The organism is Arthrobacter globiformis (assembly GCF_030818015.1).
Taxonomy (GTDB): Bacteria; Actinomycetota; Actinomycetes; order Actinomycetales; family Micrococcaceae; genus Arthrobacter; species Arthrobacter globiformis_C.
This window is the reverse complement of record NZ_JAUSZX010000001.1, coordinates 867,700-890,811: the sequence shown is the minus strand read 5'-3', so window position 1 is coordinate 890,811 and position 23,112 is coordinate 867,700. Positions and strand designations below refer to the sequence as shown.

Sequence of the window (23,112 nt, the reverse complement as noted above, 5' to 3'; positions counted from 1 at the left end):
TATCCAGCTGCAGGGGATGCCGGCTGGAACAGGGCAGGGCACGGCGAAGGCCGGCGGGACCCTGGCATTTTGCGCCACGCTCGCCGGCCTTCGCTGTGGGGCCCTTTCGGGAGCCCGGTTCCGGGACCTTCCTAGATGGAGTTATCCGGTGACCGCATCAGGTCCTCGTTCTGGACCTTCCCCTGTTCCTTCTTTTTCTTCGGATCTTCCGAAGCCGGTGCAACTGCGACGGCGCCGCCCTCCGCCACCACAACGTTCACAAACGTCGGGGAGCTCGCCCCGTCGAAGGTGATCCGTCCGATGTAGGAGCCGGGAGCCAGGTTCTTCCAGGTGAGGGCAAGCTTCCCGCCGAGCCCGTTCGCAAGGCGGACCGGATCAGGCGTCACGGTGGCGTTGCCCTCATTTGCCCCCAGGACCGCAGCATCCACGGAGGCCCTGGTTGCCCGGTGGCTGGGACTGTCGTAGAGGTTCACGAACATCCGGTAGGTTCCCGCAGCAGGGTTCGGTATCGAGACGGACTCGCTCGCTGAGGCCGTGGCGACGACAATTCCCTCACCGTCCGGGGTGATGACCACCATGTCGAAGTCGGCGTTCTCATCCGCAGAAATCACGGACAGCTTGGCCAGCGGTACCCCGGCCGGAACTTCCACGGTCTTGACGAAGTTCGAGGCATCCGCCTCGTACCGGAACGGCCCGGGGACAAGTTCGATGGGTGAGGAGTCCGCCTTTGACAGGCCGTCGAGCGTCACGTTCGTGGGCGAGTTCGAACCCGAGACGATGCTGATGTTCCCGGAACCGTTGGCTCCTTGGGAGGTGAACGAAATGTTCTTGGGAGCCACCACCGACTGCGGCCGGACCGCAATGGGTGATGTCACGGTCTTGTTGGCCCCCTGCCACGTGAGCGCACCGGCGGCGAACTCACCCAGCTTGGCGCTTTGGTTTTCAAAGGCCACCTTGAACGTGCGCTTCTCGCCGGCCGCGCCGAAGGACAGGACCGACGGCGTGACGGTCACCTTCACTCCCGGCACGCTGGCCTTGGCGCTGTACACGCCCGGCGTCAGCGCTGTCACCGTGCGGGTGACCTCGATCCTGCCTGCCAGGTTTCCGAGCGAGACGGACGGGACGTTCATGTCGCGGGGCCGCGTGGTGCGGAGGCCGGGCATGCCCAGGTCGACGCCGGTTCCCTGGATGAACCGCAGGTAATCATCGGTGCTGGCGTCGTACACGAGACCCGGATCCAGCACGCGGGCGGGATTGACCTGCCCTGCACCGGTGGCCAGGACGTCCGTGTTCTTGCTGCCGTCTGCGAGCTTGACGTCGCTGGCGGTGGTCATCATGGCCGACTTCACGGCGGCCGGGGACCAGATGGGGTTCTTGCCCAGGATGAGGGCACCGAAGCCGGCCACGTGGGGCGACGCCATCGACGTCCCGGACATGAATCCGAATTCGTCGCCGCCGGCGCCGATCGGCGATACTCCGGCCAGGACAGCCACGCCGGGCGCGGCGACGTCGGGCTTCAGCAGGTCGGAGTCGGTGGCGAGGAGCGGTCCGCGGGAGGAGAAGCCGGCGATCTGTGGCTGCGCCTCTGCGGGCAGTCCCGTGGTGTCCTTGTTGACCAGGGAAACCTTGATGGCCGGGTTCGCCGCCACCTTTGCCTTTATGGTCGCCGTGGCAGGCGGATTCACGTGCACGGTGGGGACGGAGTGCTTGTCGGCGTCGAGCGACGATGCTGTCAGGTTGACGAGGATCATGCCCACCCCGCCACCCCGCGCAACCTCGGCGCTCTTGGCCACCCGGTCGTAGACGCCGCGGTCGCAGACCACCACCTTGCCGGCGATCTTGGCCGGGTCGAGTGAGCCCGGGGCGCACAGTGCAGGGTCGGCGGCCTGCCCGGATGCTGCATTGGCGGCAAGCACAACGCCTGCGCCGGCAACTTCACGGTTCATGATGCTGGCGCCGCGGAACTTGCTGCCGTCGGAGAACTCGACAGTTCCCTGCAGTTCCTGCGAGAAGCTGCTGGCCGCAACGGTGGTGACCCACGGTTCGCCGTGGTTCACGGTGCTGGCTTCAGGGCCGGAGTTGCCCGCGGAGGTGGCCACGAAGATGCCGGCTGAGGCGGCGGACAGGAACGCCATTGACACCGGGTCCGTGGTGGTGGAGGTGGTGCCCGAGATCGAGTAGTTCAGGACGTCCACGCCGTCGAGTACGGCTTGGTTGATGGCGTCCACGGCGGACGAGGTGTAGCAGCCGCCGGTGTTGGGATCGTTGTCCTCCCAGCAGATCTTGTAGATGGAAAGCTTGGCTGCCGGTGCGATGCCGCCGGTCAGGCCGAAGCTGCGGCCGTCAACGAAGGTCTCGACGTCGGCGTTGCCGGCGGCGGTGCTTGCCGTGTGGGTTCCGTGGCTTCCCACATCCACTGGCGAAATCAGTTCCTCCGGCGCCCGGTCCTGCTTGGCCACGGACTCCTCGAAGGCGTCAGAGAAGTACCTGGCACTGAGGACCTTGGAGTTGCAGGCCGTTCCGTTGAACTTTTCACCCTTCTGGCACTCGCCCTCGAAGGTGCTGCCGTCTGCCTTCAGCATCGCGATGTTGCCGCCGGCGGTGCGGTAGGGAACGCCAACCTGCGGATTGCCCTTGAGCGGCGCAACGTCTTTGCCGGCGAAGAACTGGCTGCCAGGCGTGTAGCCGGAGTCGATGACGCCCACCACAACGCCCTTGCCGGCGCCCGCCTTGCCGCCGAACTGCCTGTTCCACGTGCCGTTGGCGCCGCTGAGCTTGAGGAAGTCCGTGGTGGAGTAGTCCGGGGCCTGCTGGGTGTCCGGCGCCACCGCGAGGACCCCAGGGTTCTTGGCCAGGTTCACGGCCTGGTCGGCGGTGAGCGTGGCGCTGAAGCCGTTGAGTGCCGCCGTGTACTTGCGACGGATCTGCACCTTTTCCTTTTCGGCCAGCGCGTCCTGCTTCGCCTCAAGGTGGGCCTGGTACTTGCGGACCTCCGCCCGGTCGGCGTCGAGTTTGCGGCCGGACCGCGGCTTTGTGGCCTGCAGGCCCGGCGTGCCGCCCTCGTAGGTGGCGGCGGGCTTCTCGGTCAGGACCACGATGTAGCGGCCGGCCGAGTAGTCGTTGGGGTCGACGTTCTTTTGCTGTGCGGCCGGAGCCGCACCCTGCGACGGCGCCGCACCCTGCGACGGCGCCGCGGTTGCGGGCAGCGCGCCGACTGACGAAAGGAGCAAAGGCAAGCCGACAACCAGTGCCGCTGCTTTCCGGGCCCCCCGGCTTCGGAAGAAGCTTTTTCCTGCTGATTTCACGAGTGGTTTGAACCTTTCATAAGGAACAGCCCCGGCTACATTGCCGGGCGCAGGCGGCAACGACACGTGAAGATGACAGGTCCTGTCGATCCCAGCAATCGTCGACCGGTCCCCACAGTACCTACTGAGAGCCGCATATGACATAGGGCACAAACCAGAATTTACATTTTTGTCACTTCCTTCGACATTCCCATCACAAAGCGGCGGCGGGCACCCTAAAGGGCACCCGCCGCCGGGGAGGTAAAGCTGCGCTGCCGCGGCGCGGTGGAGTTACTGCCGCGGAGTGCGGACCACTTCGCTGATCCACTGGCGCGTCTTCTCGTCCACAGGACCGGCCACCCGGTCCTGCCCGGCGGCACCCCGGCCAACACGATTCTGACGGGCCGCACGGTCGGCCTTGATCTTCTGGAACACCATCCGGCCGAGGCCGGCGAACACGGCGACGGCCATCACCGGCAACAGGACAGATTTCGGTTTCTCAGCCATTCCGCAATCCTACTGAGGCTGCCCACGGCGGGCCAGAGCCGGCGTCGTTCTTCCCATGTTCAGGCGTCCGCCGCACCGAATACGAAAGTGGTGCGCCGCGGCCGGTAGAATAGGCATGCAAGCTCGCGGAGCGCCCGTCCACACCATGCCATTTGAATGCCTGCCATTTGAACCGGCCAGGCAACTTCAGGAATGGCGTGAGACGGCACCACTCCGCTGCGCCCTTACCCAATGCACATGCACAGGAGTTGCCGGATGCCCCGGATCGTTGTCGACGTCATGCCCAAACCCGAGATTCTGGACCCGCAGGGGAAGGCCATCGTGGGAGCACTCCCCCGCCTGGGCTTCACCAGCTTTAGCTCTGTACGCCAGGGCAAGCGTTTCGAACTGACCGTTGACGGCGAGGTGACCGAGGACATCCTGGCCCAGGCCCGCGATGCCGCCGAAACTCTGCTGTCCAACCCCGTGATCGAGGACGTCGTGAACGTCGAGGTCGTCGAGGCCTGAGATGACTGAACTTCCCCTGATCGGCGAGGCAGTCGCCGTCGCCGCGGAGCCGCGCTTGGCGGGCGCAAAGATCGGCGTCGTCACTTTCCCCGGAACTCTGGATGACCGCGACGCCGCACGCGCGGTGCGCCTGGCAGGCGGCACGCCCGTGCCGCTCTGGCACGCGGACACCGAACTGGGTGACGTGGACGCCGTCATCATCCCCGGCGGTTTCTCGTACGGGGACTACCTCCGTGCAGGTGCCATCGCACGTTTCGCCCCGCTGATGTCCAAGATCATCGACGCCGCCAACTCGGAGGCGAAGCTGCCCGTGCTCGGCATCTGCAACGGCTTCCAGATTCTCACCGAGTCACATCTGCTGCCCGGATCGATGATCAAGAATGACCACCTGAAGTTCATGTGCCGCGACCAGGTGCTGCGTGTCGAAAACAGCAGCACCTACTGGACCGGGGACTACGCCGCGGGCCAGGAAATCACGGTGCCGCTGAAGAACCAGGACGGCCAGTACATCGCCGACGAAAAGACCCTGGATGCGCTTGAGGCAGAGGGCCGCGTGGTGTTCCGCTACGTGGGCTTCAACCCCAACGGCTCCCGCCGCGACATCGCCGGCATCTCCAACGCCGCCGGCAACGTGGTGGGCCTCATGCCGCACCCGGAGCACGCTGTGGAAGTTGGCTTCGGCCCCGAATCCCTGGACGGCATCGGCGGGACGGACACCGACGGCCTGGGCTTCTTCACCTCGGTACTGAACAAGATTGTGGGAGCGAACTAATGACCGAGATTTCGACAAGCTCGATCACCGAGACCAAGAAGTTCAACATCGACACCGTCGAGAATGCGGCCAAGACGCCGGACACCGAGCTGCCCTGGGCCGAGCTGGGCCTGAAGCAGAACGAGTTCGACGAGATCGTCAAGGTCCTGGGCCGCCGCCCGACCGGCGCGGAACTCGCCATGTACTCAGTGATGTGGAGCGAGCACTGCTCCTACAAGTCCTCGAAGAACCACCTGCGCCAGTTCGGCGAGAAGGTGACCGACGAGATGAAGAAGGACATGCTGGTGGGCATCGGCGAAAACGCCGGCGTCACCAACCTTGGCGACGGCTGGGCCGTGACCTTCAAGATTGAGTCCCACAACTCGCCGTCGTTCGTTGAGCCGTACCAGGGTGCCGCCACCGGCATCGGCGGCATCGTCCGCGACATCATCTCCATGGGCGCCCGCCCGGTTGCCGTGATGGATCCGCTGCGCTTCGGCGCCATCGACCACCCGGACACCGCCCGCGTCATGCACGGCGCGGTCGCCGGCATCGGCGGCTACGGCAACTCGCTGGGCCTGCCGAACATCGGCGGCGAGATGGTCTTCGACTCCGTGTACCAGGGCAACCCGCTGGTCAACGCCCTGGCCGTGGGCGTGATGCGCCACGAGGACATCCGCCTGGCCAACGCCTCCGGCAAGGGCAACAAGGTGGTGCTGTTCGGTGCACGCACCGGCGGCGACGGCATCGGCGGCGCCTCCGTGCTCGCCTCAGAGTCCTTCGACGACACCAAGCCGTCCAAGCGGCCTGCCGTCCAGGTGGGCGACCCGTTCGCCGAGAAGGTCCTGATCGAGTGCTGCCTTGAACTGTTCAAGGGCTCGCTGGTTGAAGGTATCCAGGACCTCGGCGCCGCAGGCATCTCCTGCGCCACGTCCGAACTCGCCTCCAACGGCGACGGCGGCATGAACGTCGAACTCACCTCTGTCCTGCTGCGCGACCCCACCCTGACTCCTGGCGAGATCCTGATGTCCGAGTCCCAGGAACGCATGATGGCCGTGGTGACGCCGGAGAACGTCGAGGCCTTCGAAGCCGTCATGGACAAGTGGGCCGTGGAGTACGCCTGGCTGGGTGAGGTGACCGACAGCGGCCGCCTGATCATCACGTGGGAAGGCGAAGTCATTGTCGACGTCGACCCGCGCACCGTGGCCCACGACGGCCCGGTCTACGACCGCCCGTTCGCCCGCCCGGAGTGGCAGGACGCCGTCCAGGCCGATCAGTTCACCGGTTCCGCGCAGGACGCCGGCCGCCCCTCCGCCCCGGCGGAGCTGGCCGCAGCCGTCACCGAGCTCGTTGCCTCGCCGAACATGTGCGACAAGTCCTGGATCACCAACCAGTACGACCGGTACGTCGGCGGCAACACCGCCATGGCGTTCCCGGACGACGCCGGCGTGGTCCGGGTGGACGAGGAATCCGGCCTGGGCGTGGCCCTTGCCACCGACGCCAACGGCCGCTACACCTACCTGGACCCGTACCACGGCGCCCAGCTGGCACTGGCAGAGGCCTACCGCAACGTGGCCACCTCCGGCGCCGTGCCGATGGCCGTCAGCGACTGCCTGAACTTCGGTTCCCCCGAGGACCCGGACGTCATGTGGCAGCTGGCCGAAGCCATCCGCGGCCTCTCCGACGCCTGCATGGTGCTGGGCATCCCGGTGACCGGCGGCAACGTCTCGCTGTACAACCAGACCGGCACCACGCCGATCCACCCCTCCCCCGTGGTGGCAGTGCTGGGCAAGCTCGACGACGTCGCCCGCCGCACGCCGTCGGGCTGGCGGGAAGACGGCGCCGCCATCTACCTGCTGGGCACCACGGCTGCCGAGCTGGACGGCTCGGAATGGTCCAACCTGCGCGGCCACCTCGGCGGCCTGCCTCCGAAGGTTGACCTCGAGGCCGAACGCGCGCTGGGCGAGATACTGATCAACGCGTCCCGCGACGGCATGGTGGACTCGGCCCACGACCTCTCCGAAGGCGGCCTTGCCGCGGCCCTCGTGGAATCGGCGCTGCGCTACGGCGTGGGTGCCCGGATCGCATTGCAGGATGTCCTGGACCGCGACGGCGTTGACCTCTTCACGGCGCTGTTCTCCGAGACCCAGGGCCGCGCGGTCGTCAGCGTTCCGCGCTCCGAGGAAGTCCGCTTCAAGGACATGTGCACCGCCCGCGGCTTCGAGCACCTCCGCATCGGCGTGGTGGACGCAGCCAGCGGACAGCTGGAGATCAACGGCGTGGACACCCTCTCGCTGGACGCCCTCCGCGAAGCCCACGAGGCCACCCTGCCGAAGTACTTCGGCTAAGCTCCAACCCCGTCGATTGCTCCGTAACTGCCCTTTTGACCCGTCAGAACGGCAGTTACGGAGCGGTCGTTGCCTAACGGCCGGGCCGCCAGCCGGCTTGGACCAGCGCGTTGCGGACCTTGGCAACCGCGGCCTTGGCATCGTTGACCGTGTGGCGCTTGGATATCCGGACTTCCGTCCAGCCCAGAGCAGAGTACCGTTCCGATCGCGCGATGTCCCGGACGATCTGCAGCTCGTCACCGTGCTGTTCCCCTTCATACTCGATGCCGATGCGGTACTGCTTGTAGGACAGATCCGGCTCATGGTGACGCCTGCCGTCTTCGGAAAATATCGGCACGTTCAGCGCCGGCTCCGGAAGCCCCGAGCGCACCAGCGCCAGCCGAAGCAGAGTCTCCTGCGGTGAGTCCGAACCAACTCGGATGAGCCTGACGGCCTCCTTGGCCTTGCGCAGCCCCCGCTTCCCCTTGTGCCGGTCAATCATGCGTTGCAGATCCGGCAGCGCACATAACGGCTGGTCGCGGCCTTCAAGCTCCAGGCGCGGAACACGCACACAGCCGTCCCCCGCCACAACAAGCTCATCCACGCTCAGCATTTCGGCGAGATCTAGCCACGTACGTTCCGGCGTGGTGACGGGGATGCCGTCAACAACCGTGACTTCGTCGTCGTAGAGCTTCATCCGGTGCACGACGACGTGCGGCCGGTTTAGATGGGCTGCCCCCTCGGGCCTGATGATGTCGAACATATCGGACGCTTCCTTCTGCCGTCGTCGCGGCAGGTTGAGGAGCTCCGCAGCCGTGAGGTGCGATGCGGCGCACCGCTCATTGATCTCGATGAAGGGACGCACCCTGACAGCCAAGGCGAGTTCCGCCGTCGGGCCTTCTGCACGGATACCCCGGCCCAACGCTGTGAGCGAGCGGTGCCGGAGTCGCTTTGAGGTGATGCCCGCGCGGCCGGCCTCACCAACGGTGAAGGGCCTGTCCTGGAATTTGTTCGGCAATGGGCGTGGGGTCTTCATGGCTACATAAGAACAGAAAGAGCCACGGCGCCGCAGGAGTTATCCACAGACTCCATCGATTGCTCCGTACCCGCCGTTTCGGATGGCCAAAAGGCCAGGTACGGAGCAATCCATGGGTTAATCCTCGCTGTGGATCTCCCGCTGCCGGGCGCTCAGCAGCTCCAGTTCGGGGCGGAAGGCCACGAAGCGTTCGACGGCGGTGAGCACCTCCACGAGGTGCGCGCGGTCGGCGGCGACCAGACCGGCGCCGATCCTCGTGCGGCGGTACTGCTCGTGGTCCCCCACCTCGGCCACGGAGACCTCATAGCGCCGTTTCACCTCGGCCAGGAGCGGCCGCACGACGGACCGCTTTTCCTTGAGGCTGTGCACGTCGCCGAGGAGGATGTCGAACTCGATCCAGCCGATCCACATGACGTTAATGCTAGCGACAGGGGCTTAGACCGTGAGTTCGCCCATCCTTTCCCAGCCTTCACCGTCGAGCTGGCGGCTGATGATGCGCGGGGTCTCGGCGAGGGCCTGCGGCATGTCCGCCATGGCCTTCTCGAAGTGAGCGCTGTTGACGTGGTCGCCGGCGGCATCGTCCTTGAACGCTTCAACGAGGACGAACTCGTTGGGGTCGTCCACGCTGCGGGACCAGTCGAACCAAAGGTTGCCCGGCTCCTGGCGGGTGGCCTCGGTGAAGTCGGCCACGAGGCCGAGCCACTTGTCGGACCAGTCCGGCTTGACCTTGAACTTAACGACGATGAAAATCACGGGTTTCCTTCCGTTCCTGGGCGGGTCGGCTCGAACGAGCCAATTCTTCAAGTGTGCCGTCGTGGGCGTGCACTCAGTGGGCGGCCAGCGCCTGCTCGCACTCCTCGATGGCCTCGCGGGCGTACTTCTGCTGGGCCGGGGTTCCGACGCGTTCCGCCCACTGCTCAGCCAGCTGGAACTCCACGAGCGCCTCGGTGAGCCGGCCCGCAGCATGCAGCGTCCAGCCCAGGTTGTTGTGCAGGGCCACCATCCAGCGCTTGGTGCGCTCGTCGTGGACGGTGGAGGCGTACTCCAGCGCACTGCGGGTCCAGAGCTCGGCGTGGGCGGAGTCGGCTATGGCCAGCATGTGCAGCGCGTCCACCGCAAGGAACTCCTCGCCAAGATGGTCGCCGAGCTCGGCGGCCTGCTCAAACAGGGGCACCGCCATGGCCGCGTGCCCGCTCGAGTTCAGAACCCGCCCGCGCTCCAGCAGTATCCGGACACCTACCGTCGGCTCGTCCCCGTCGATCGCGTCGAGCAGCGCGTCAGCCTCTTCGAAGCGGCCATGGAGCCCGATGGCCCGCCCCAGCTGCGTGGCGAGTTCGGCGCGCTCGTCGGCGTCGTACCGGGGGTCGGCGAGCGCATCCCGGAAACGCTGCTCCGACAGCTTCGGATCCTCAAAGTTCCATAAAAGGTCAAGGCTCTTTTGGTCCAGCATGTACCTCTCCTGATCAGCTTTCACCTGCGGCGAGTTGGCGTGCACCCTCAATGTAACGGGAAGTCATGAGACGCTGCGCGCGGCGGGCAAGCGCGCCGCCCGCAGCGTAGAACCAGTTGGACGGCCGGCTGAATGCGGTGATGTTGAGGTAGACCCGGCCCTGGGCATCAATCTCAGCCTCGAACGACTCCTCACCGCGTACCGGATGGCCCGGCAGGGAGCCGTAGCCGAAGCCGGCGGACTGCGGTCCTCGGCCCGGAACAGGGCGGTGCACCCACACCACTTCACAGGGAACGTTGAGTCGGAAGGGCCCGACGCCGAATCCGCTCACCACGCGTGCGCCGGGAACAGCGACGCCGGACTCGGTCCGGACCCGCAGGCCAGACCGCCGCTGCAGTTCCCAAGCCAGGATCCCCTGGGCCACCCGGAAGTAGACCTCTGCCCCCTCACCGAGATAGGTGCGGGACGCCACACGGCGGTAGCCCGCCGGAGACCCGCCGTGCTCGGTGGCACCGATCTCCGAATAGTTGAGGGCACCCCGGGCCAGGCGCTTCTCACTCATTGCCCGCCAGCCTGGCCCAGCCAAGCTGCTCCCGCTGTTTCCGGCTCAGCGAGGCAACCACAAGGTCGTAGGAGTCCTCCACCATGTCCCGGACCATGTCGTCAGGCAGGGCCCCGTCCAGGCGGACGCCGTTCCAGTGCGTCTTGTTCATGTGCCACGCGCCGGTGATTTCCGGGTGCACGGCCCGGAGCTGTTCGGCCAGGGCAGGCTCGCACTTGAGGCTCACCGACCAGTCGTCAGGATCCATCGCGGACGCCGCGAACATCTTGGCCTCCTGCTTTGCCCCGCCGGACACGGCCGCCCTGACCTTGAACACCGACGTTTCGGGACCGAACGGGAAATCCTCGAAGGTGCCCGGAAACGACAGGCAGATTTTTCTCAGTTCGGCTGGGTCCATGCTGCGAGCCTACAAACCCTTTCCGGGCGGTGCTAGTCTGCGAACATGGCAGCTGCCCGGGAGACCATACCTGTACTGGATCTCGGCTCCGCACGCCGGGCCGACGGTTCGTTCAATCCGGAGTTCATTGAGGCGCTCCGCGATGCCACGCACCGCATCGGTTTCTTCCAGGTCATCGGCTACGGCGGTGCCCCCGGCCAGGCCAAGGAGCTGCTCGCGACGATCAGGCGCTTTTTCGACCTGCCCCTCGAAGAACGCATGAAGCTCGACAACCGGCTGTCACCGCATTTCCGTGGCTACACCCGGATGGGCACTGAGGTCACGCAGGGAAGGGCGGACGCGCGCGAGCAGATCGACTACTCACCCGACCGGGAGCCTGTGAAGGACTATCCCCCCGAGCAGCCGTACTGGCTCCTCCAAGGCCACAACCTCTGGCCGGACGAGTCGATGCCGGAGCTGAAGCAGGCGGCCATGGCCTGGGCGGAGCTCATGTCCGAGGTGGGGGCGGAGCTCATGCGGGCCATCGCTGTGTCCCTCCAGCAGCCGGAGGACTATTTCGATGAGCCGTTCAGGGATACTCCGGCCTGGATGGGGAAGCTGGTCCATTACGTCGGCGGAGTGGTGGAAGCGGCGGGCGACCAGGGAGTGGGCTCCCACGCGGACTACGGATTTGTGACCCTCCTGCTCCAGGATGAGGTGGGCGGGCTTGAAGTGCTGCCGCCGGGCGCGAGCGGGTGGGCCCCTGTGGAGCCCACCCCTGAAGCGCTGGTCGTGAACCTCGGCGAAATGCTGGAAGTGGCCACCGAGGGCTATCTGGCGGCCACCATCCACCGGGTCAAGGCGCCGCCACCCGGTGTGGACCGTTACTCCGTCCCGTTCTTCTGGTCACCCCGGCTCGACGCGGTGATCGATCCGGTACCCCTCCCGGCAGAACTGAAGGCGCAGGCGCGCGGCATCTCGGACGACCCGTCCAACCCGATGCTCGCCTCGTTCGGCCTGAACATGCTCAAGGGCCGGATGCGTGCCCACCCGGACGTCACCGAACGTCACTACCCTGAACTGATGAGGCCCTGAACAGGCTAAATGCCTACGCGCCAGCCTTCGCGCGCGGGGCACGAGTCCACCACGACGTCTAGCCCGGCGGCCTTTGCGCGTTCGACGGCGGCGTCGTCGAACACGCCCAGCTGCAGCCACACCGCCTTGGCGCCGACAGCGATGGCCTGGTCGATGACAGCCCCCACCTTCTGCGAATTGACGAAACAGTCCACGACGTCGATAGGGTGCTTTGACGCCGGGATCTCGGCGAGGCTCCGGTAGCCCTTCTCCCCGTGCACGTCGTCGCCCGGCAGGTTTATGGGGATGATCTCCATGCCCATGCGGTCCCGGACATACAGCGAGACGTCGTATGCCGAGCGCCACTCATTCCGGGTCAGGCCGACAATGGCCCAGGTGCCCTTCGTTCGCATGAGTCGGTCAATAACCCCCGGATCATTTTCGTGAGCCATGCCTCAACTCTACTCCTGCGGTGATTTGGCGTTATTTTCCGAATATTTGAATGCCGCACAGCTACCGAGGCCGCGGTCAACGGAATATTACAGCCGCAGAAGCACCGTCGAGCACGCCCGCTTCCACGGCGGCCCGCACCTTGCCGGCTTCGTCACGGGGGTTATCTCCTCGAAGCGGCAGGTCCTGGCCTAGCAGCCAGCCGGCCGCGCCGACGGCATAAAAATGCCGGGCTGGAATTTGATGGGGGACAATTTCCAGCCCGGCAGCACTCTCACTTGGGTAATCGACGGGGAACCCGAAAGGGCTACGCTGATTCCAAAACTTTTTATAACCTTTTTTGGCCGCCCGGTTAGGCGTCCGGCGCCGCTCCTTTTTAGGCTTCCTTAGGGCGTGCCGGGGACCGGCTTGGCCGGGACGGTCGGCATGCCGCCGGGCACCGTGGGCACCGCCGGCAGCGGCTTGGCCGGAAGCTTGGGAGCCACACCCGTTCCCGGGACCGTGGGCAGCTGGCTGGGCCTGGCGGGCGCCGGAGTCTGGCTCTTCGTCGCTCCACGGGAACCTGATGAACCGTTCGCTGCGGATGAGTTCGACGAACCATTTGAGGAAGCCGGATCCGTCTGGGCCGGCGTCGCGGGGGCCGACGAAGCGGCCGTTCCCGTGACCGACGGTTTGGGTGCAGCAACCGTCGGCGCGGGGGCCGCCGGAATGCCGGCGGGCGATGTGGGCACCGGCATCGGCGCGGTTGTCTGGCTGGTGGGCTGGAAGATCCGCACCACGGTGTGGCTTACGCTGTTGCGGAAGTCCTCGCTGGAGGCTGCGACGGCGCCAGCTCCAAGGCCCATGGCACCGACCACCGCGGCGCCCACCACGATGCCCATCCTGCGTTGCCGGTTGCGGCGGTGCAGTTCGAGGCTGGCGACGTTGGATGCGCGCCGCATGGAAGCGCTTTGAGGGGTTTCGCCCTGGGCGGGTACGCCCGAAGCGGATGCCCCGTCAGCGAGCAGCGCGGCGAGATCCGCGCGGGGCTGGGGTGCAGGGTCCTGGGCGAGCCCACGCAGTTCTTGGAGGGACCTGCGGAGATCGGCGTCGTCTTCGAGCCCGGAATCCAGGAGGATCGCCTGGATCTCTCCTTCTTCGCGGCCTGCGGGCGTGACACTCATGATGCTGCGTGGTCCTTTTCCTTGACGAGTTCGCGAAGGGCGATGAGCCCGCGGCGCTGGAGCTGTTTGATGGCCCCGGGAGTCTTGTCCATGATGCCGGCCACCTGTTCGACCGAAAGGTCCGCGACGATCCGCAGGACCAGCACTTCCCGCTGGTCGTCGTTGAGCATGGCAAGTGCGGAAGTTATTCCGCCCAGCGAACCGAGGACCTCGTCCTCGGCGGAACCAGACCGCCGCTCGTCCAGAAGTGGATCGAATTCGGTGAGCTGCGGTGTTCTCGCGGACCGGCGCCGGTAGTCCACGAGCCGGGCGTGCGCCACGGAGAAGATGAATGTCCGCAGCCCGGAGTGACCGCCCCTGACATTGCTGAGCTTGGGGAGGACATCCACGAAGACGTCCTGTGTGAGGGCTTCGGCGTCGTCCACTCCGCGGGCCCGGAAATAGCCCAGGACGGCGGGGGAAATGACGCTGTAGACAGCGCTGAAGCCGGAGGGGTCGCCAGAAAGGGCTGCTGACAATTCGTCATCGGTCAGCTGAGCTGCCAAGGAGCTGTCCTTCCCTATACTGCAGGTGTGCGGCGGTAGTAAGCCTAACCGCCGCACACCTCACGCCCCTATTCGGAGAACGCCTGTTTCGCCTGCTGTGTACTACTTGCCGGCAGGCAGGTCCGCAGCAGCGTCAGCCTTGACATCAGCGTCTGCAGCGACGGACGGCGCGGCCGGCTTGGCGACGTGGTCCGTAACGTCCGGCACAGCCGGGGTGGCGGGAACGGCCGGCGTGGCCGGAACACCGGCGCCACCGGGAACAGCGGGAGTGGCGGGGATTGCTGCAGTCACGTCGGCACCGGCAGCCTTGTCCCCGGCGGAGACGTTGGCGTTTGCGGCGGCGTTGTCCTTGTCAGCTTCCACTGCGGCGTCGGCTGCGTCCGCAGCTTCGCCGGCAGCCTTGGCCTTGGCGGACGGGACGGCCGGAACCGTCGGCGTTGCCGGGGCGGCCGGGACGGCGGGCACAGCCGGGACCTCGGGGGTGGCAGGAACGGCCGGCGTGGCTGGCGTAGCGGGGGTCACCTGTGCATGCTGCGAGCTGGATACCTGGGCGGCGTTGGCCAGTCCGATGCTGGAGAAGCCTCCAACAGCGAGGATGGCGGCGCCGACAGCAATCTTGGTGGTCTTGCTAACACTCTTCATCAGAAAAAAGTCCTTTGGTTGATTGAAGGCCGGGCCGGAAGCCGATGGGGGACAACCCCCGGCCCGGCGCTTACATATACGTAATCGCAGCGGCGGGCCGGCAGGTTACGCGGTCGCGGAAACTTTTTTCAGACGGGCGCGCTCCCGAGCCAAAAGGAAACGGAATAACGACGGCGGCGGGCCACCATAAGGTGACCCGCCGCCGTCAGGAACTGCTTGCCTGGGCTGTTGTTGCCGGACGCTTCCGGCGTCAGTCGTTGATCAGGTCGTTGACCACGATGGTCTGGTCGCGGTCCGGTCCCACGCCGATCGCGGAGAAGCGGGTGCCGGACAGCTTCTCGAGGGCCAGCACGTAGTTGCGGGCGTTCTCGGGCAGGTCCGCCAGCGTGCGGGCCCCGGTGATGTCCTCGGTCCAGCCTTCGAAGTACTCGAAGATGGGCTTCGCGTGGTGGAACTCCGTCTGGGTCATGGGCATCTCGTCGTGCCGGACGCCGTCGACGTCGTAGGCCACGCACACCGGGATCTGCTCGATGCCGGTGAGGACGTCAAGCTTGGTGACGAAGTAGTCGGTGAAGCCGTTCACGCGGGACGCGTGGCGGGCCAGGACGGCGTCATACCACCCGCAGCGGCGCGGGCGTCCGGTGTTGACGCCGAATTCTCCGCCGGTCTTCTGCAGGTACATGCCCATCTCGTCGAAGAGTTCCGTGGGGAACGGGCCTGCGCCGACGCGGGTGGTGTATGCCTTGATGATGCCGATGGAGCGCGAGATGCGGGTGGGGCCGATGCCCGAGCCCACCGAGGCGCCGCCGGCGGTGGGGTTGGAGGACGTCACGAAAGGGTAGGTGCCGTGGTCGACGTCGAGGAACGTGGCCTGGCCGCCCTCCATGAGCACCACCTTGCCCTCGTCAAGGGCGGCGTTCAGCACGAGTGTACTGTCGATGACCAGGGGGCGCAGCCGGTCGGCGAAGGAGAGGAAGTAGTTGACCACTTCGTCCACCTCGATGCTGCGGCGGTTGTAGATCTTGACCAGAAGCTCGTTCTTCTGGCGCAGCGAGCCTTCCACCTTCTGGCGCAGGATCGACTCATCGAAGACGTCCTGGACGCGGATTCCCAGGCGGGCAACCTTGTCCATGTAGGTGGGCCCGATGCCGCGGCCGGTGGTGCCGATGGCGCGGCTGCCAAGGAAGCGTTCGGTGACCTTGTCCAGCACCTGGTGGTACGGGGCCACGAGGTGTGCGTTGGCGGAGACACGCAGCTTGGAGGTGTCCGCGCCGCGGGCTTCGAGGCCGTCGATTTCCTGGAAAAGTGCCTCAAGGTTGACGACGCAGCCGTTGCCGATGATGGGGACGGCGTTGGGGCTGAGGATGCCGGCCGGAAGGAGCTTGAGCTCATACTTCTCACCGCCTACGACGACGGTGTGCCCGGCGTTGTTGCCGCCGTTCGGCTTCACTACGTAGTCGACGCGGCCGCCAAGCAGGTCGGTGGCCTTACCTTTTCCTTCGTCGCCCCACTGGGCTCCGACGATCACGATTGCTGGCATGGGATCCTCCCCCATTCGTTCGGGCCTAGCCCGGCTGGATCACCGAGGTGCTTCAACCGGAGGTCGGCGCCGTTCATGAGAATGCCCCGAATTCGTCGCCCGAACCCGCGGCGCTGACCGGGGAAAGGACGCAAGAGTTCCGGGGCTCTTACCACCCAAGTTTAGCGGATGGGTGACAAAAGTATGGCTTTTGGTATTTCGCCCGTGCGGCAGATTCAGGCGACACATTGCGCCTGTGATTTGCCACTATCTCCGTCTGGGGACTTAAGTGAGAGTGAACCATCCCGAGCGGCCGAGAGACCTGGATCGCTGATGCCGCAGCAACCTTGCCACCGAAGGGTAGCGCCCCGTGCGCCCTGCCGTCCGTAAAGGTGCTACCGCCAGGACCGATGGAAAGGAAATCCTGCCTTGTCACTGAACACCGACCACATCCGCGTCACCCACGCCGGGTCCCTGCCCCGCAGCCCGGAGCTCATCGCCGCCAACGAAGCCAAGGAAGCCGACGGCATCACGCCGGAGTTCCTGGACCTGCTGCAGACCTCGGTGGTGGACATCGTCCAACGCCAAAAGGACCTGGGCATCGACATTCCCAACGACGGTGAATACGGGCACGCCATGTCCAACAGCGTGGATTACGGCGCCTGGTGGAACTACTCGTTCGCCCGCCTCGGCGGCCTCGAGCCCACCAACGTGGACCGCTGGGCCGATGCCGAGGTGCACCGTTCCACGCCGGGCAACATCGTCCTGACCTCCTTCCCTGACCGCCGGGACCGGCAGAAGTTCAACGATGCCTACAACGACCCCTCCTCCGGGATCCTCGCCCACCGCAAGAGCGTGGCACAGCCCAAGATCGCCGGCCCGCTGACCTACACCGGGCAAGACCTCGTGGCCTCAGACGTCACCAACCTCAAGACCGGCCTGCAGGCAGCCGCCCTCACCGAGGGATTCGTCGCGTCGCTGTCCCCCGGCTCCTGCGCACGGGTGGCCAACGAGTACTACAAGACGGAAGAGGAACTGGTCTACGCCTGCGCCGACGCCATGCGCGAGGAATACAAGGCAATCATCGACGCCGGACTGACCGTCCAGCTCGATGACCCGTCGCTGGCGGAGAGCTGGGACCAGATCAACCCGGAGCCCAGCCTGGAGGACTACCTCAACTTCATCCAGCTCCGGGTCGAGGCCACCAACTGGGCCCTCCGCGACCTGCCCGAGGAGCAGATTCGGCTGCATGTCTGCTGGGGATCCTGGCACGGCCCCCACACCACCGACATCCCGTTTGCCGACATCATCAGCTCCGTCCTGCAGGTCAACGCGGGCGGCTACTCGTTCGAGGCAGCCAACGTCCGGCACGAGCACGAATGGCGTGTGTGGGAAAACACCAAGCTTCCCGAGGGCAAGGTCATCATTCCGGGTGTTGTCTCGCACGCCACGAACGTCGTGGAGCATCCGGAACTTGTGGCGGACCGGATCGAACGCTTCGCCAGGCTCGTCGGACGCGAGAGCGTGATCGCCTCCACCGACTGCGGCCTCGGCGGCCGTGTCCACCCGCAGATCGCCGTCGCGAAACTTGAAGCTCTCGGGGAGGGCGCACGCCTGGCCACTAAACGGCTCTGGAGGTGATTTAGCCCTCATTGGCGGTCCTGCGGGCCCTCTCCTGCGCGACTCTGCCACGGAGTCGGGCAGGGGCGGGGCCTCACGGTTTCGGACGCCTTGCTAAACTGGGGAGGATCGGTCAAGCACCGGTCCACATCTCATTTCACACCACGCCGCACTCGGCATGCCTGCGGCGTGCCGGCCTGCGGCGCGGCGGCGCGACCCACATGCAGGAGACACAGCACCATATGACAGCCCTGGCTACCGAATCCTTCCATGAACAGCTTTTGAGGCGCCGTTACGAGCCCAACGTTGCCGCTGTCAATGAGCTCTGCGACACGTTGCAGAGCGCCAAGCCGGGCACCCAGGTGCCGTACGTCGACCCCGCGCACGACGTCGACGAATGCCGCATCATCAGCCTCTTCTCCAACATCGGCACGGCATCGCCCACCGGCTTCATCGTGCCGGGCGACGACGATGCCGCCGCCCGTATGCTGGGCCTCCAGTGGAAGCTGGGCCTGCGGCCGGAATACATCATGCCGTGGAACGTGCACCCGTGGCACACACCGGGCGAGCCGAACGGCAAGTTCACTCCCGACCAGATCCAGGCCGGCCTCAAGCCGCTGCTGAAGGTCCTGGCCCTGGTGCCCCGCGCTTCGGTCATCGTGGCCCACGGCACCGAGGCCAACCGCCTCGCCGGCCTGCTGCTCAAGACCGAAGTTCCGCTGCTCTGGCGCCGGGGGCTGAAGACCTACAAGGTCCGTTCGCTGAGCGGCCGCTCCTTCGCCGGAAGCCCCGAGCGGCAGAAGCAGTACCTGGACGAGATGCAGGTTGCGTACGCCGACGCCATGGCCCGCACCGGCCTGCAGAAGTCCCCTAGCTAACACCTTTGATTGAGCCTGGGCCCTAACAGGCCACAAGTACAACGGCGGGCGGTCACCTTCCTTGGAGAAGGTGACCGCCCGCCGTCGTACTTAATTACTTGCCTTCGATGGCTGCCTTGGCCGCGGGGTCCGAGTCGTTGAGGAACTTCTCGATGCGCTCGGGTTCCTCCGCCTCGTTGATGGCGGCGGAGGCGCGACCCAGCGAGTAAAGCGCCCGCAGGAAGCCGCGGTTGGGTTCGTGCTCCCACGGGATGGGCCCCACACCCCGCCAGCCGTTGCGGCGGAGCGAGTCCAGGCCGCGGTGGTAGCCGACCCGTGCGTAGGCGTAGGAATCAATGGTGCGGCCTTCCGCCCATGCCTCCTCGGCCAGGACGGCCCACAACAGCGACGATGTGGGGTGCTTTTCCACGAGGTCCAGCGCCTCAGCGCCGAGCGCGAGGTGCTGGTACACCTCGGTCTCGGCAGGCAGGAGCGTGGGCTCGGGGCCCAGCAGGTTCTTGCGGAACTCGTCGGACATGACTAGAAGGTCTTGCCCGCGGAGCCCAGCTGCTGGGTTGCCTCAACCACGCGGGCGGCGAGGCCGGCTTCGGCGGAGGCGCCCCAGACGCGGGGATCGTAGGTCTTCTTGTTGCCCACTTCGCCGTCGACCTTCAGCACGCCGTCGTAGTTGCGGAACATGTGGTCCACCACCGGACGGGTGTACGCGTACTGAGTGTCGGTGTCGATGTTCATCTTGATCACGCCATAGGACACGGCGTCCGCGATCTCCTGGTCCGAGGAACCCGAACCGCCGTGGAACACCAGGTCAAACGGGTTGTCCTTGCCGATCCGGGCACCGACCTGGGCCTGGATGTCCTTCAGGATCTCCGGACGCAGCTTCACCCCGCCCGGCTTGTACACGCCGTGCACGTTACCGAAGGTCAGGGCCGTGATGTAGCGACCGTTCTCACCGGCACCGAGCGCCTCGATCGTGGCCAGCGCGTCATCGACCGTGGTGTACAGCTTCTCGTTGATCTCGTGCTCGACGCCGTCCTCCTCGCCACCAACCGTGCCGATCTCCACCTCGAGGATGATCCTGGCGGCTGCGGCACGCTCGAGCAGTTCCCGGCCGATGCGCAGGTTCTCGTCCAGGGTCTCGGCCGAACCGTCCCACATATGCGAGTTGAAGATCGGGTCCTTGCCCGCCTTCACCGCTTCCTCGGAAGCGGCCAGCAGCGGCAGGACGAAACCGTCCAGCTTGTCCTTGGGGCAGTGGTCCGTGTGCAGGGCGATGTTCACGTTGTAGTTCTTGGCCACCTCACGGGCAAACGCGGCGAAACCCAGCGACCCGGCAACCATGTCCTTCGTGGAGGCACCGGACCAGTACGCCGCACCACCGGTGGAAACCTGCACGATGCCGTCAGACTCGGCCTCCGCGAAACCGCGCAGCGCCGCGTTCAGCGTCTGCGAGGACGTCACATTGACGGCGGGGAACGCGAAGCCGCCCTTCTTTGCGCGATCGATCATGTCGGCATAGATCTCTGGGGTTGCAATGGGCATGCTGACTCCTAAATCGAATTTCGTCTGCGGGTTGGGTTGACCCTGGAGTGAACCTCGTCGGCTAGGAACCATCCTAGCCATTTCTTTGCGCCGGCCGTGGTTCGCGTCACCCGGCCGGGTAACACTTTGCACTGCAGGATTTCCCAAACTACGCCCCCGCTCGACGGAGCAACCGCCTCCTCTGCCCCGGATCGGCGGCCGCCGCACATGCCGCTGCGGCCAGTCCGAACGATCCGTCAAGCACCGCATTGTCTGCACCCGCGGAAGCACCGAACGCAGCGAACTCTGCGGTGTGGTGCGCGGCGCCCCGCACGTCGTAGCCGACCATGGGATGAATGCTCGGCACGAGCTGCGAGACATTTCCCATGTCCGTGGAGGCCACCGGCTCGGCGCTGAACGCAACGTCCCTGCCCTTGGCCGTCATCGCTGCCCGGTAGGCCTCTGACAAGAAAGTGTCCTGGCGCAGTTCTGCGTAGTCGTTGCCCGTGGGTGTGACCTGAAGGGTGCTGCCGCTCGCGTGGGCACCGGCCTCAAGGCAGCGCCTCACTTTGTCCTGGATCAGACGGAGGTTTTCGATGCTGGCGGCCCGCATTTCAATGTTGGCCCGGGCACGCTCCGGAATGACGTTGACGGCACTCCCGCCTTCCGTCACGATCAAAGACACGATTGAACCCGCCGGCAGTTGCTGCCGAGCCAAGGCGATTGCCGTCTGCGCGACTACGAGCGCATCGAGGGCGTTGACACCTTCCGAGGGAGCCGCGGCGGCATGGGCGGGGCGACCCTCGAACAGCACGTCCCACATGCTCATGGCCAGGGACGAACCACCCACTACGTCCGTTGCCGCAGCGTGCGCCATCATGGCCAGGGATACGTCGTCGAAAAAGCCCGCGTCGATCAGGTCCACTTTGCCGCCGGTGGTCTCTTCCGCGGGCGTTCCGAGCACTTTGACGGTGAGGCCGAGTTCGTCGGCCACGGCCGCCAGCGCCAGCGCTGCCCCGACTGCGCTGGCCGCGTTCACGTTGTGCCCGCACGCATGACCGATCGCGGGCAACGCGTCGTACTCAGTGCAGACTGCCACCACAAGCTCACCGGATCCGAATCGCGCGCTGAATGCCGTGGGCTGCGCAGGCTGCGCCTCATCGAAGCTGAACCCGGCCATCCGCAGTACCCTGCTCACCCGCTTGGCGGCACGGAACTCATGTCCGCCTAATTCCGGATCCGCATGGATGGCGTGGCTCAGATCCAGAATCTCCGGCCTCCAGCGTTCCACGGCGGCCTCGAGTCTCGCTTCGATATCGCCCCGGGTTACGGGAACGACGGCGGCCCCTCCCCTGTTGCTGTTAAGTCCTGTGATCATGCCGCCACCCCGGCAGGCTGGCGCTTGGGGTAGCCTGCACTCGCGGCGGCCGCAATCAAGGCCGCCATAGCCAGGGCGCCCCAGATAGACAGCAGTCCGGGCTCCGTGATGTGCCCCGCCTCGGCCGAGGCTGAGGAGATGAGCTTGACCACCGCAGCCCCCACCGCGATGCCGACAGACAATGCCAGCTCATTGAGTCCGGCCGCCGTCGAGGTCTCCTCCAGGGGGACGCCTTCGACGGACAGCGCCCGGGTCCCCGCCTGGTACATCCCCAGGCTCAGGTTGAACATGGCGAAGCCGACGCAGTAGCCCGGGAGCGATCCGTGGGCAACCGCCATCACCAGGAAGCCGCCCGCCAGCAGGACACCCGCGAAAACGAGGGTGGCGCGTTCACCGAACCTTCTAAGTGCTTTGGCCGTGAGCAGTGAGGAGACCAGGGAAAGAACCGAGGCCAGCGCGAGGACAATCGCGATCAAAAGCGGGCTCAGGCCAAATCCGTAGCCGGTCTTGTCCGGGTTGGAATGCAGGAAAATGCCGTTGGTACCGAAGTAGCTGATGGACGCGAAACCAAAGAAGAACGTGGCAAGCGAGATGGCGCGGATCCGGGGATTCACCAGCATCCGCAGGTCCATGAACCTGCGGCCCTCGGGGGCGCTGAAGTCCCGCTTGGCCCAGTAAGCCAGCAGGGCAATCCCTGCCACGCCGGCCGCCAGCGTCCGGACGTCGAGCCAGCCCCACTCAGGTGCCATCGAGAGCGCCACCACAAACCCAATCAGCCCGAGTGAGCAGGCCAGCAGCGGCGCCAGGGCGATGCCCTCACGCGTCGGGATCCCGGCGTCGGGCAGTACGAACGAGCAGATGAAGGCGACCACGGCGAACGGTACCGCCACCCAGAAGCCGAGCGTCGGATCGGTGACACCGATGATGCCGGCGAGCAGCCCGCCAGCTCCCACCATGATCATGAGCATGCCGATCATGACGCTCACGCCGGTGCGTGTGTGGGCCGGGCTGCTGACCCGCAGGATTCCCATCATGAGCGGGATGAAGCCCACGACGCAGGTGAGCATGACGACACCCACCGTCACCGTCCACAGCGACGGCCAGAGCGCCATTTGAAGCACGCCGGCCGTCACAACACCCGTGGACCAGCGCAGCACCAGCCGGTATCCAAAGCTGTCGCCGAGCCTCGAAATAATCGGGGTGAGGACGGCGAAGCTGACGTTGGAGATGAGGAAGATGCCGTTGATGGTGGGGTCGTCTATCCCGAAGACGGGCCCCAGCGCGGGCAGGATGGGATTCAGGTACCCCTGTGTGACGCCGCTGAGCGACTCAATGAATGCCATTGCCAGGATCATTCCCGCAATAGTCCTGCGCGTGGTGACCGCCATCGGGGGAGGTGCTGTCTTGCTTGCCATGTGATTCCTTGTGGTCCAGGGGGATTTGCCGGTGGTGATGCGAGTCACAACGTTAGGACCTTCGTTTACACTGGCTTAGAAAATGTTCGAAACTCACCTGAGGCAGCAAA

At 65.8% G+C, this 23,112-nt stretch carries 23 protein-coding genes and 1 pseudogene; 7 read left to right on the top strand and 17 right to left on the bottom strand.

Features of this window, described 5'->3' with window-relative positions; genetic code table 11:
* Positions 1-131: 131 nt before the first annotated feature.
* Positions 132-3,449, bottom strand: a complete 3,318-nt coding sequence (locus QFZ23_RS04200; protein ID WP_444861243.1) for a S8 family serine peptidase — start codon at positions 3,447-3,449, stop codon at positions 132-134.
* Positions 3,450-3,575: 126 nt separating this feature from the next.
* On the bottom strand, positions 3,576-3,791 hold the full coding sequence (locus tag QFZ23_RS04195; RefSeq protein WP_306920682.1) for a hypothetical protein: 216 nt from the start codon (positions 3,789-3,791) through the stop codon (positions 3,576-3,578).
* Positions 3,792-4,046: 255 nt separating this feature from the next.
* Here QFZ23_RS04195 and purS point away from each other — a divergent pair, with 255 nt between their 5' ends.
* Genes purS through purL form a run of 3 tightly spaced genes read left to right on the top strand, consistent with a single transcriptional unit; the run spans position 4,047 to position 7,397 of the window.
* Positions 4,047-4,298, top strand: a complete 252-nt coding sequence (purS, locus tag QFZ23_RS04190) for a phosphoribosylformylglycinamidine synthase subunit PurS (RefSeq protein ID WP_003798434.1) — start codon at positions 4,047-4,049, stop codon at positions 4,296-4,298.
* A 1-nt stretch (position 4,299) separates the two neighbouring features.
* Positions 4,300-5,070 (top strand): phosphoribosylformylglycinamidine synthase subunit PurQ, encoded by a 771-nt coding sequence (gene purQ / locus QFZ23_RS04185; protein WP_306920680.1) that lies wholly within the window; start codon positions 4,300-4,302, stop codon positions 5,068-5,070.
* Positions 5,070-7,397: a phosphoribosylformylglycinamidine synthase subunit PurL gene (gene purL / locus QFZ23_RS04180; RefSeq protein WP_306920679.1), complete on the top strand. Its 2,328-nt coding sequence runs from the start codon at positions 5,070-5,072 to the stop codon at positions 7,395-7,397. The genes purQ and purL overlap by 1 nt, the downstream gene beginning before the upstream one ends.
* A 73-nt stretch (positions 7,398-7,470) precedes the next feature.
* On the opposite strand, the gene QFZ23_RS04175 is transcribed toward purL, so the two are convergent.
* From QFZ23_RS04175 to QFZ23_RS04150, 6 genes are all read right to left on the bottom strand, one after another.
* Positions 7,471-8,412, bottom strand: a complete 942-nt coding sequence (locus QFZ23_RS04175) for a hypothetical protein (RefSeq protein WP_306920677.1) — start codon at positions 8,410-8,412, stop codon at positions 7,471-7,473.
* A 117-nt stretch (positions 8,413-8,529) separates the two neighbouring features.
* The gene (locus QFZ23_RS04170) at positions 8,530-8,823 is read right to left on the bottom strand and encodes a DUF503 domain-containing protein (protein ID WP_306920675.1); all 294 of its coding nucleotides are present in this window, start codon (positions 8,821-8,823) and stop codon (positions 8,530-8,532) included.
* A 24-nt stretch (positions 8,824-8,847) separates the two neighbouring features.
* Positions 8,848-9,165 carry a putative quinol monooxygenase gene (locus tag QFZ23_RS04165; RefSeq protein ID WP_306920673.1) on the bottom strand — a complete coding sequence of 106 codons (318 nt, stop codon included), beginning with the start codon at positions 9,163-9,165 and terminating at the stop codon, positions 8,848-8,850.
* Positions 9,166-9,238: 73 nt separating this feature from the next.
* A complete protein-coding gene (locus QFZ23_RS04160; RefSeq protein ID WP_306920672.1) occupies positions 9,239-9,862 on the bottom strand; it encodes a hypothetical protein in 624 nt (207 codons plus the stop codon).
* Between the two features lie 13 nt (positions 9,863-9,875).
* Positions 9,876-10,424, bottom strand: a complete 549-nt coding sequence (locus tag QFZ23_RS04155) for a DUF1990 family protein (RefSeq protein WP_306920669.1) — start codon at positions 10,422-10,424, stop codon at positions 9,876-9,878.
* The gene (locus QFZ23_RS04150) at positions 10,417-10,821 is read right to left on the bottom strand and encodes an MmcQ/YjbR family DNA-binding protein (protein ID WP_306920668.1); all 405 of its coding nucleotides are present in this window, start codon (positions 10,819-10,821) and stop codon (positions 10,417-10,419) included. The genes QFZ23_RS04155 and QFZ23_RS04150 overlap by 8 nt, the downstream gene beginning before the upstream one ends.
* 45 nt (positions 10,822-10,866) lie before the next feature.
* Between QFZ23_RS04150 and QFZ23_RS04145 the strand changes: the two genes are divergently transcribed.
* On the top strand, positions 10,867-11,895 hold the full coding sequence (locus tag QFZ23_RS04145; RefSeq protein ID WP_306920667.1) for an isopenicillin N synthase family dioxygenase: 1,029 nt from the start codon (positions 10,867-10,869) through the stop codon (positions 11,893-11,895).
* A gap of 5 nt (positions 11,896-11,900) precedes the next feature.
* Here QFZ23_RS04145 and QFZ23_RS04140 read toward each other — a convergent pair whose 3' ends face one another.
* Positions 11,901-12,326 carry a CoA-binding protein gene (locus QFZ23_RS04140; protein WP_306920666.1) on the bottom strand — a complete coding sequence of 142 codons (426 nt, stop codon included), beginning with the start codon at positions 12,324-12,326 and terminating at the stop codon, positions 11,901-11,903.
* Between the two features lie 106 nt (positions 12,327-12,432).
* On the opposite strand from QFZ23_RS04140, the pseudogene QFZ23_RS04135 reads away from it, so the two are divergent.
* Positions 12,433-12,519: pseudogene (locus tag QFZ23_RS04135) on the top strand (CoA-binding protein); the annotation flags it as partial.
* Positions 12,520-12,710: 191 nt separating this feature from the next.
* Here QFZ23_RS04135 and QFZ23_RS04130 read toward each other — a convergent pair.
* The 4 genes from QFZ23_RS04130 to QFZ23_RS04115 all read right to left on the bottom strand — a co-directional run bounded on the left by QFZ23_RS04130 (position 12,711) and on the right by QFZ23_RS04115 (position 16,214).
* Complete coding sequence (locus tag QFZ23_RS04130; RefSeq protein WP_306920665.1) at positions 12,711-13,487, bottom strand: hypothetical protein; 777 nt, start codon at positions 13,485-13,487, stop codon at positions 12,711-12,713.
* The gene (locus tag QFZ23_RS04125; protein ID WP_306920664.1) at positions 13,484-14,032 is read right to left on the bottom strand and encodes an RNA polymerase sigma factor; all 549 of its coding nucleotides are present in this window, start codon (positions 14,030-14,032) and stop codon (positions 13,484-13,486) included. The genes QFZ23_RS04130 and QFZ23_RS04125 overlap by 4 nt, the downstream gene beginning before the upstream one ends.
* A gap of 102 nt (positions 14,033-14,134) precedes the next feature.
* Positions 14,135-14,674, bottom strand: a complete 540-nt coding sequence (locus QFZ23_RS04120) for a hypothetical protein (RefSeq protein WP_306920663.1) — start codon at positions 14,672-14,674, stop codon at positions 14,135-14,137.
* Positions 14,675-14,924: 250 nt separating this feature from the next.
* Positions 14,925-16,214 carry an adenylosuccinate synthase gene (locus QFZ23_RS04115; protein ID WP_306920662.1) on the bottom strand — a complete coding sequence of 430 codons (1,290 nt, stop codon included), beginning with the start codon at positions 16,212-16,214 and terminating at the stop codon, positions 14,925-14,927.
* A gap of 408 nt (positions 16,215-16,622) precedes the next feature.
* On the opposite strand from QFZ23_RS04115, the gene QFZ23_RS04110 reads away from it, so the two are divergent.
* Positions 16,623-17,834, top strand: a complete 1,212-nt coding sequence (locus QFZ23_RS04110) for a cobalamin-independent methionine synthase II family protein (protein WP_306920661.1) — start codon at positions 16,623-16,625, stop codon at positions 17,832-17,834.
* Between the two features lie 221 nt (positions 17,835-18,055).
* Positions 18,056-18,691, top strand: coding sequence for a uracil-DNA glycosylase (locus QFZ23_RS04105; RefSeq protein WP_306920660.1), 636 nt, complete (start codon positions 18,056-18,058; stop codon positions 18,689-18,691).
* A gap of 94 nt (positions 18,692-18,785) precedes the next feature.
* Here the strand turns inward: QFZ23_RS04105 and QFZ23_RS04100 are convergent, their stop codons facing one another.
* The 4 genes from QFZ23_RS04100 to QFZ23_RS04085 form a co-directional block, all read right to left on the bottom strand.
* The gene (locus QFZ23_RS04100; RefSeq protein WP_306920659.1) at positions 18,786-19,208 is read right to left on the bottom strand and encodes a DUF3151 domain-containing protein; all 423 of its coding nucleotides are present in this window, start codon (positions 19,206-19,208) and stop codon (positions 18,786-18,788) included.
* 2 nt (positions 19,209-19,210) lie between these two features.
* On the bottom strand, positions 19,211-20,230 hold the full coding sequence (gene fbaA, locus QFZ23_RS04095; RefSeq protein WP_306920658.1) for a class II fructose-bisphosphate aldolase: 1,020 nt from the start codon (positions 20,228-20,230) through the stop codon (positions 19,211-19,213).
* A gap of 148 nt (positions 20,231-20,378) precedes the next feature.
* Positions 20,379-21,587: a M20 family metallopeptidase gene (locus QFZ23_RS04090; protein WP_306920657.1), complete on the bottom strand. Its 1,209-nt coding sequence runs from the start codon at positions 21,585-21,587 to the stop codon at positions 20,379-20,381.
* Positions 21,584-23,002, bottom strand: a complete 1,419-nt coding sequence (locus QFZ23_RS04085) for an MFS transporter (RefSeq protein WP_306920656.1) — start codon at positions 23,000-23,002, stop codon at positions 21,584-21,586. The genes QFZ23_RS04090 and QFZ23_RS04085 overlap by 4 nt, the downstream gene beginning before the upstream one ends.
* Between the last annotated feature and the right edge of the window lie 110 nt (positions 23,003-23,112).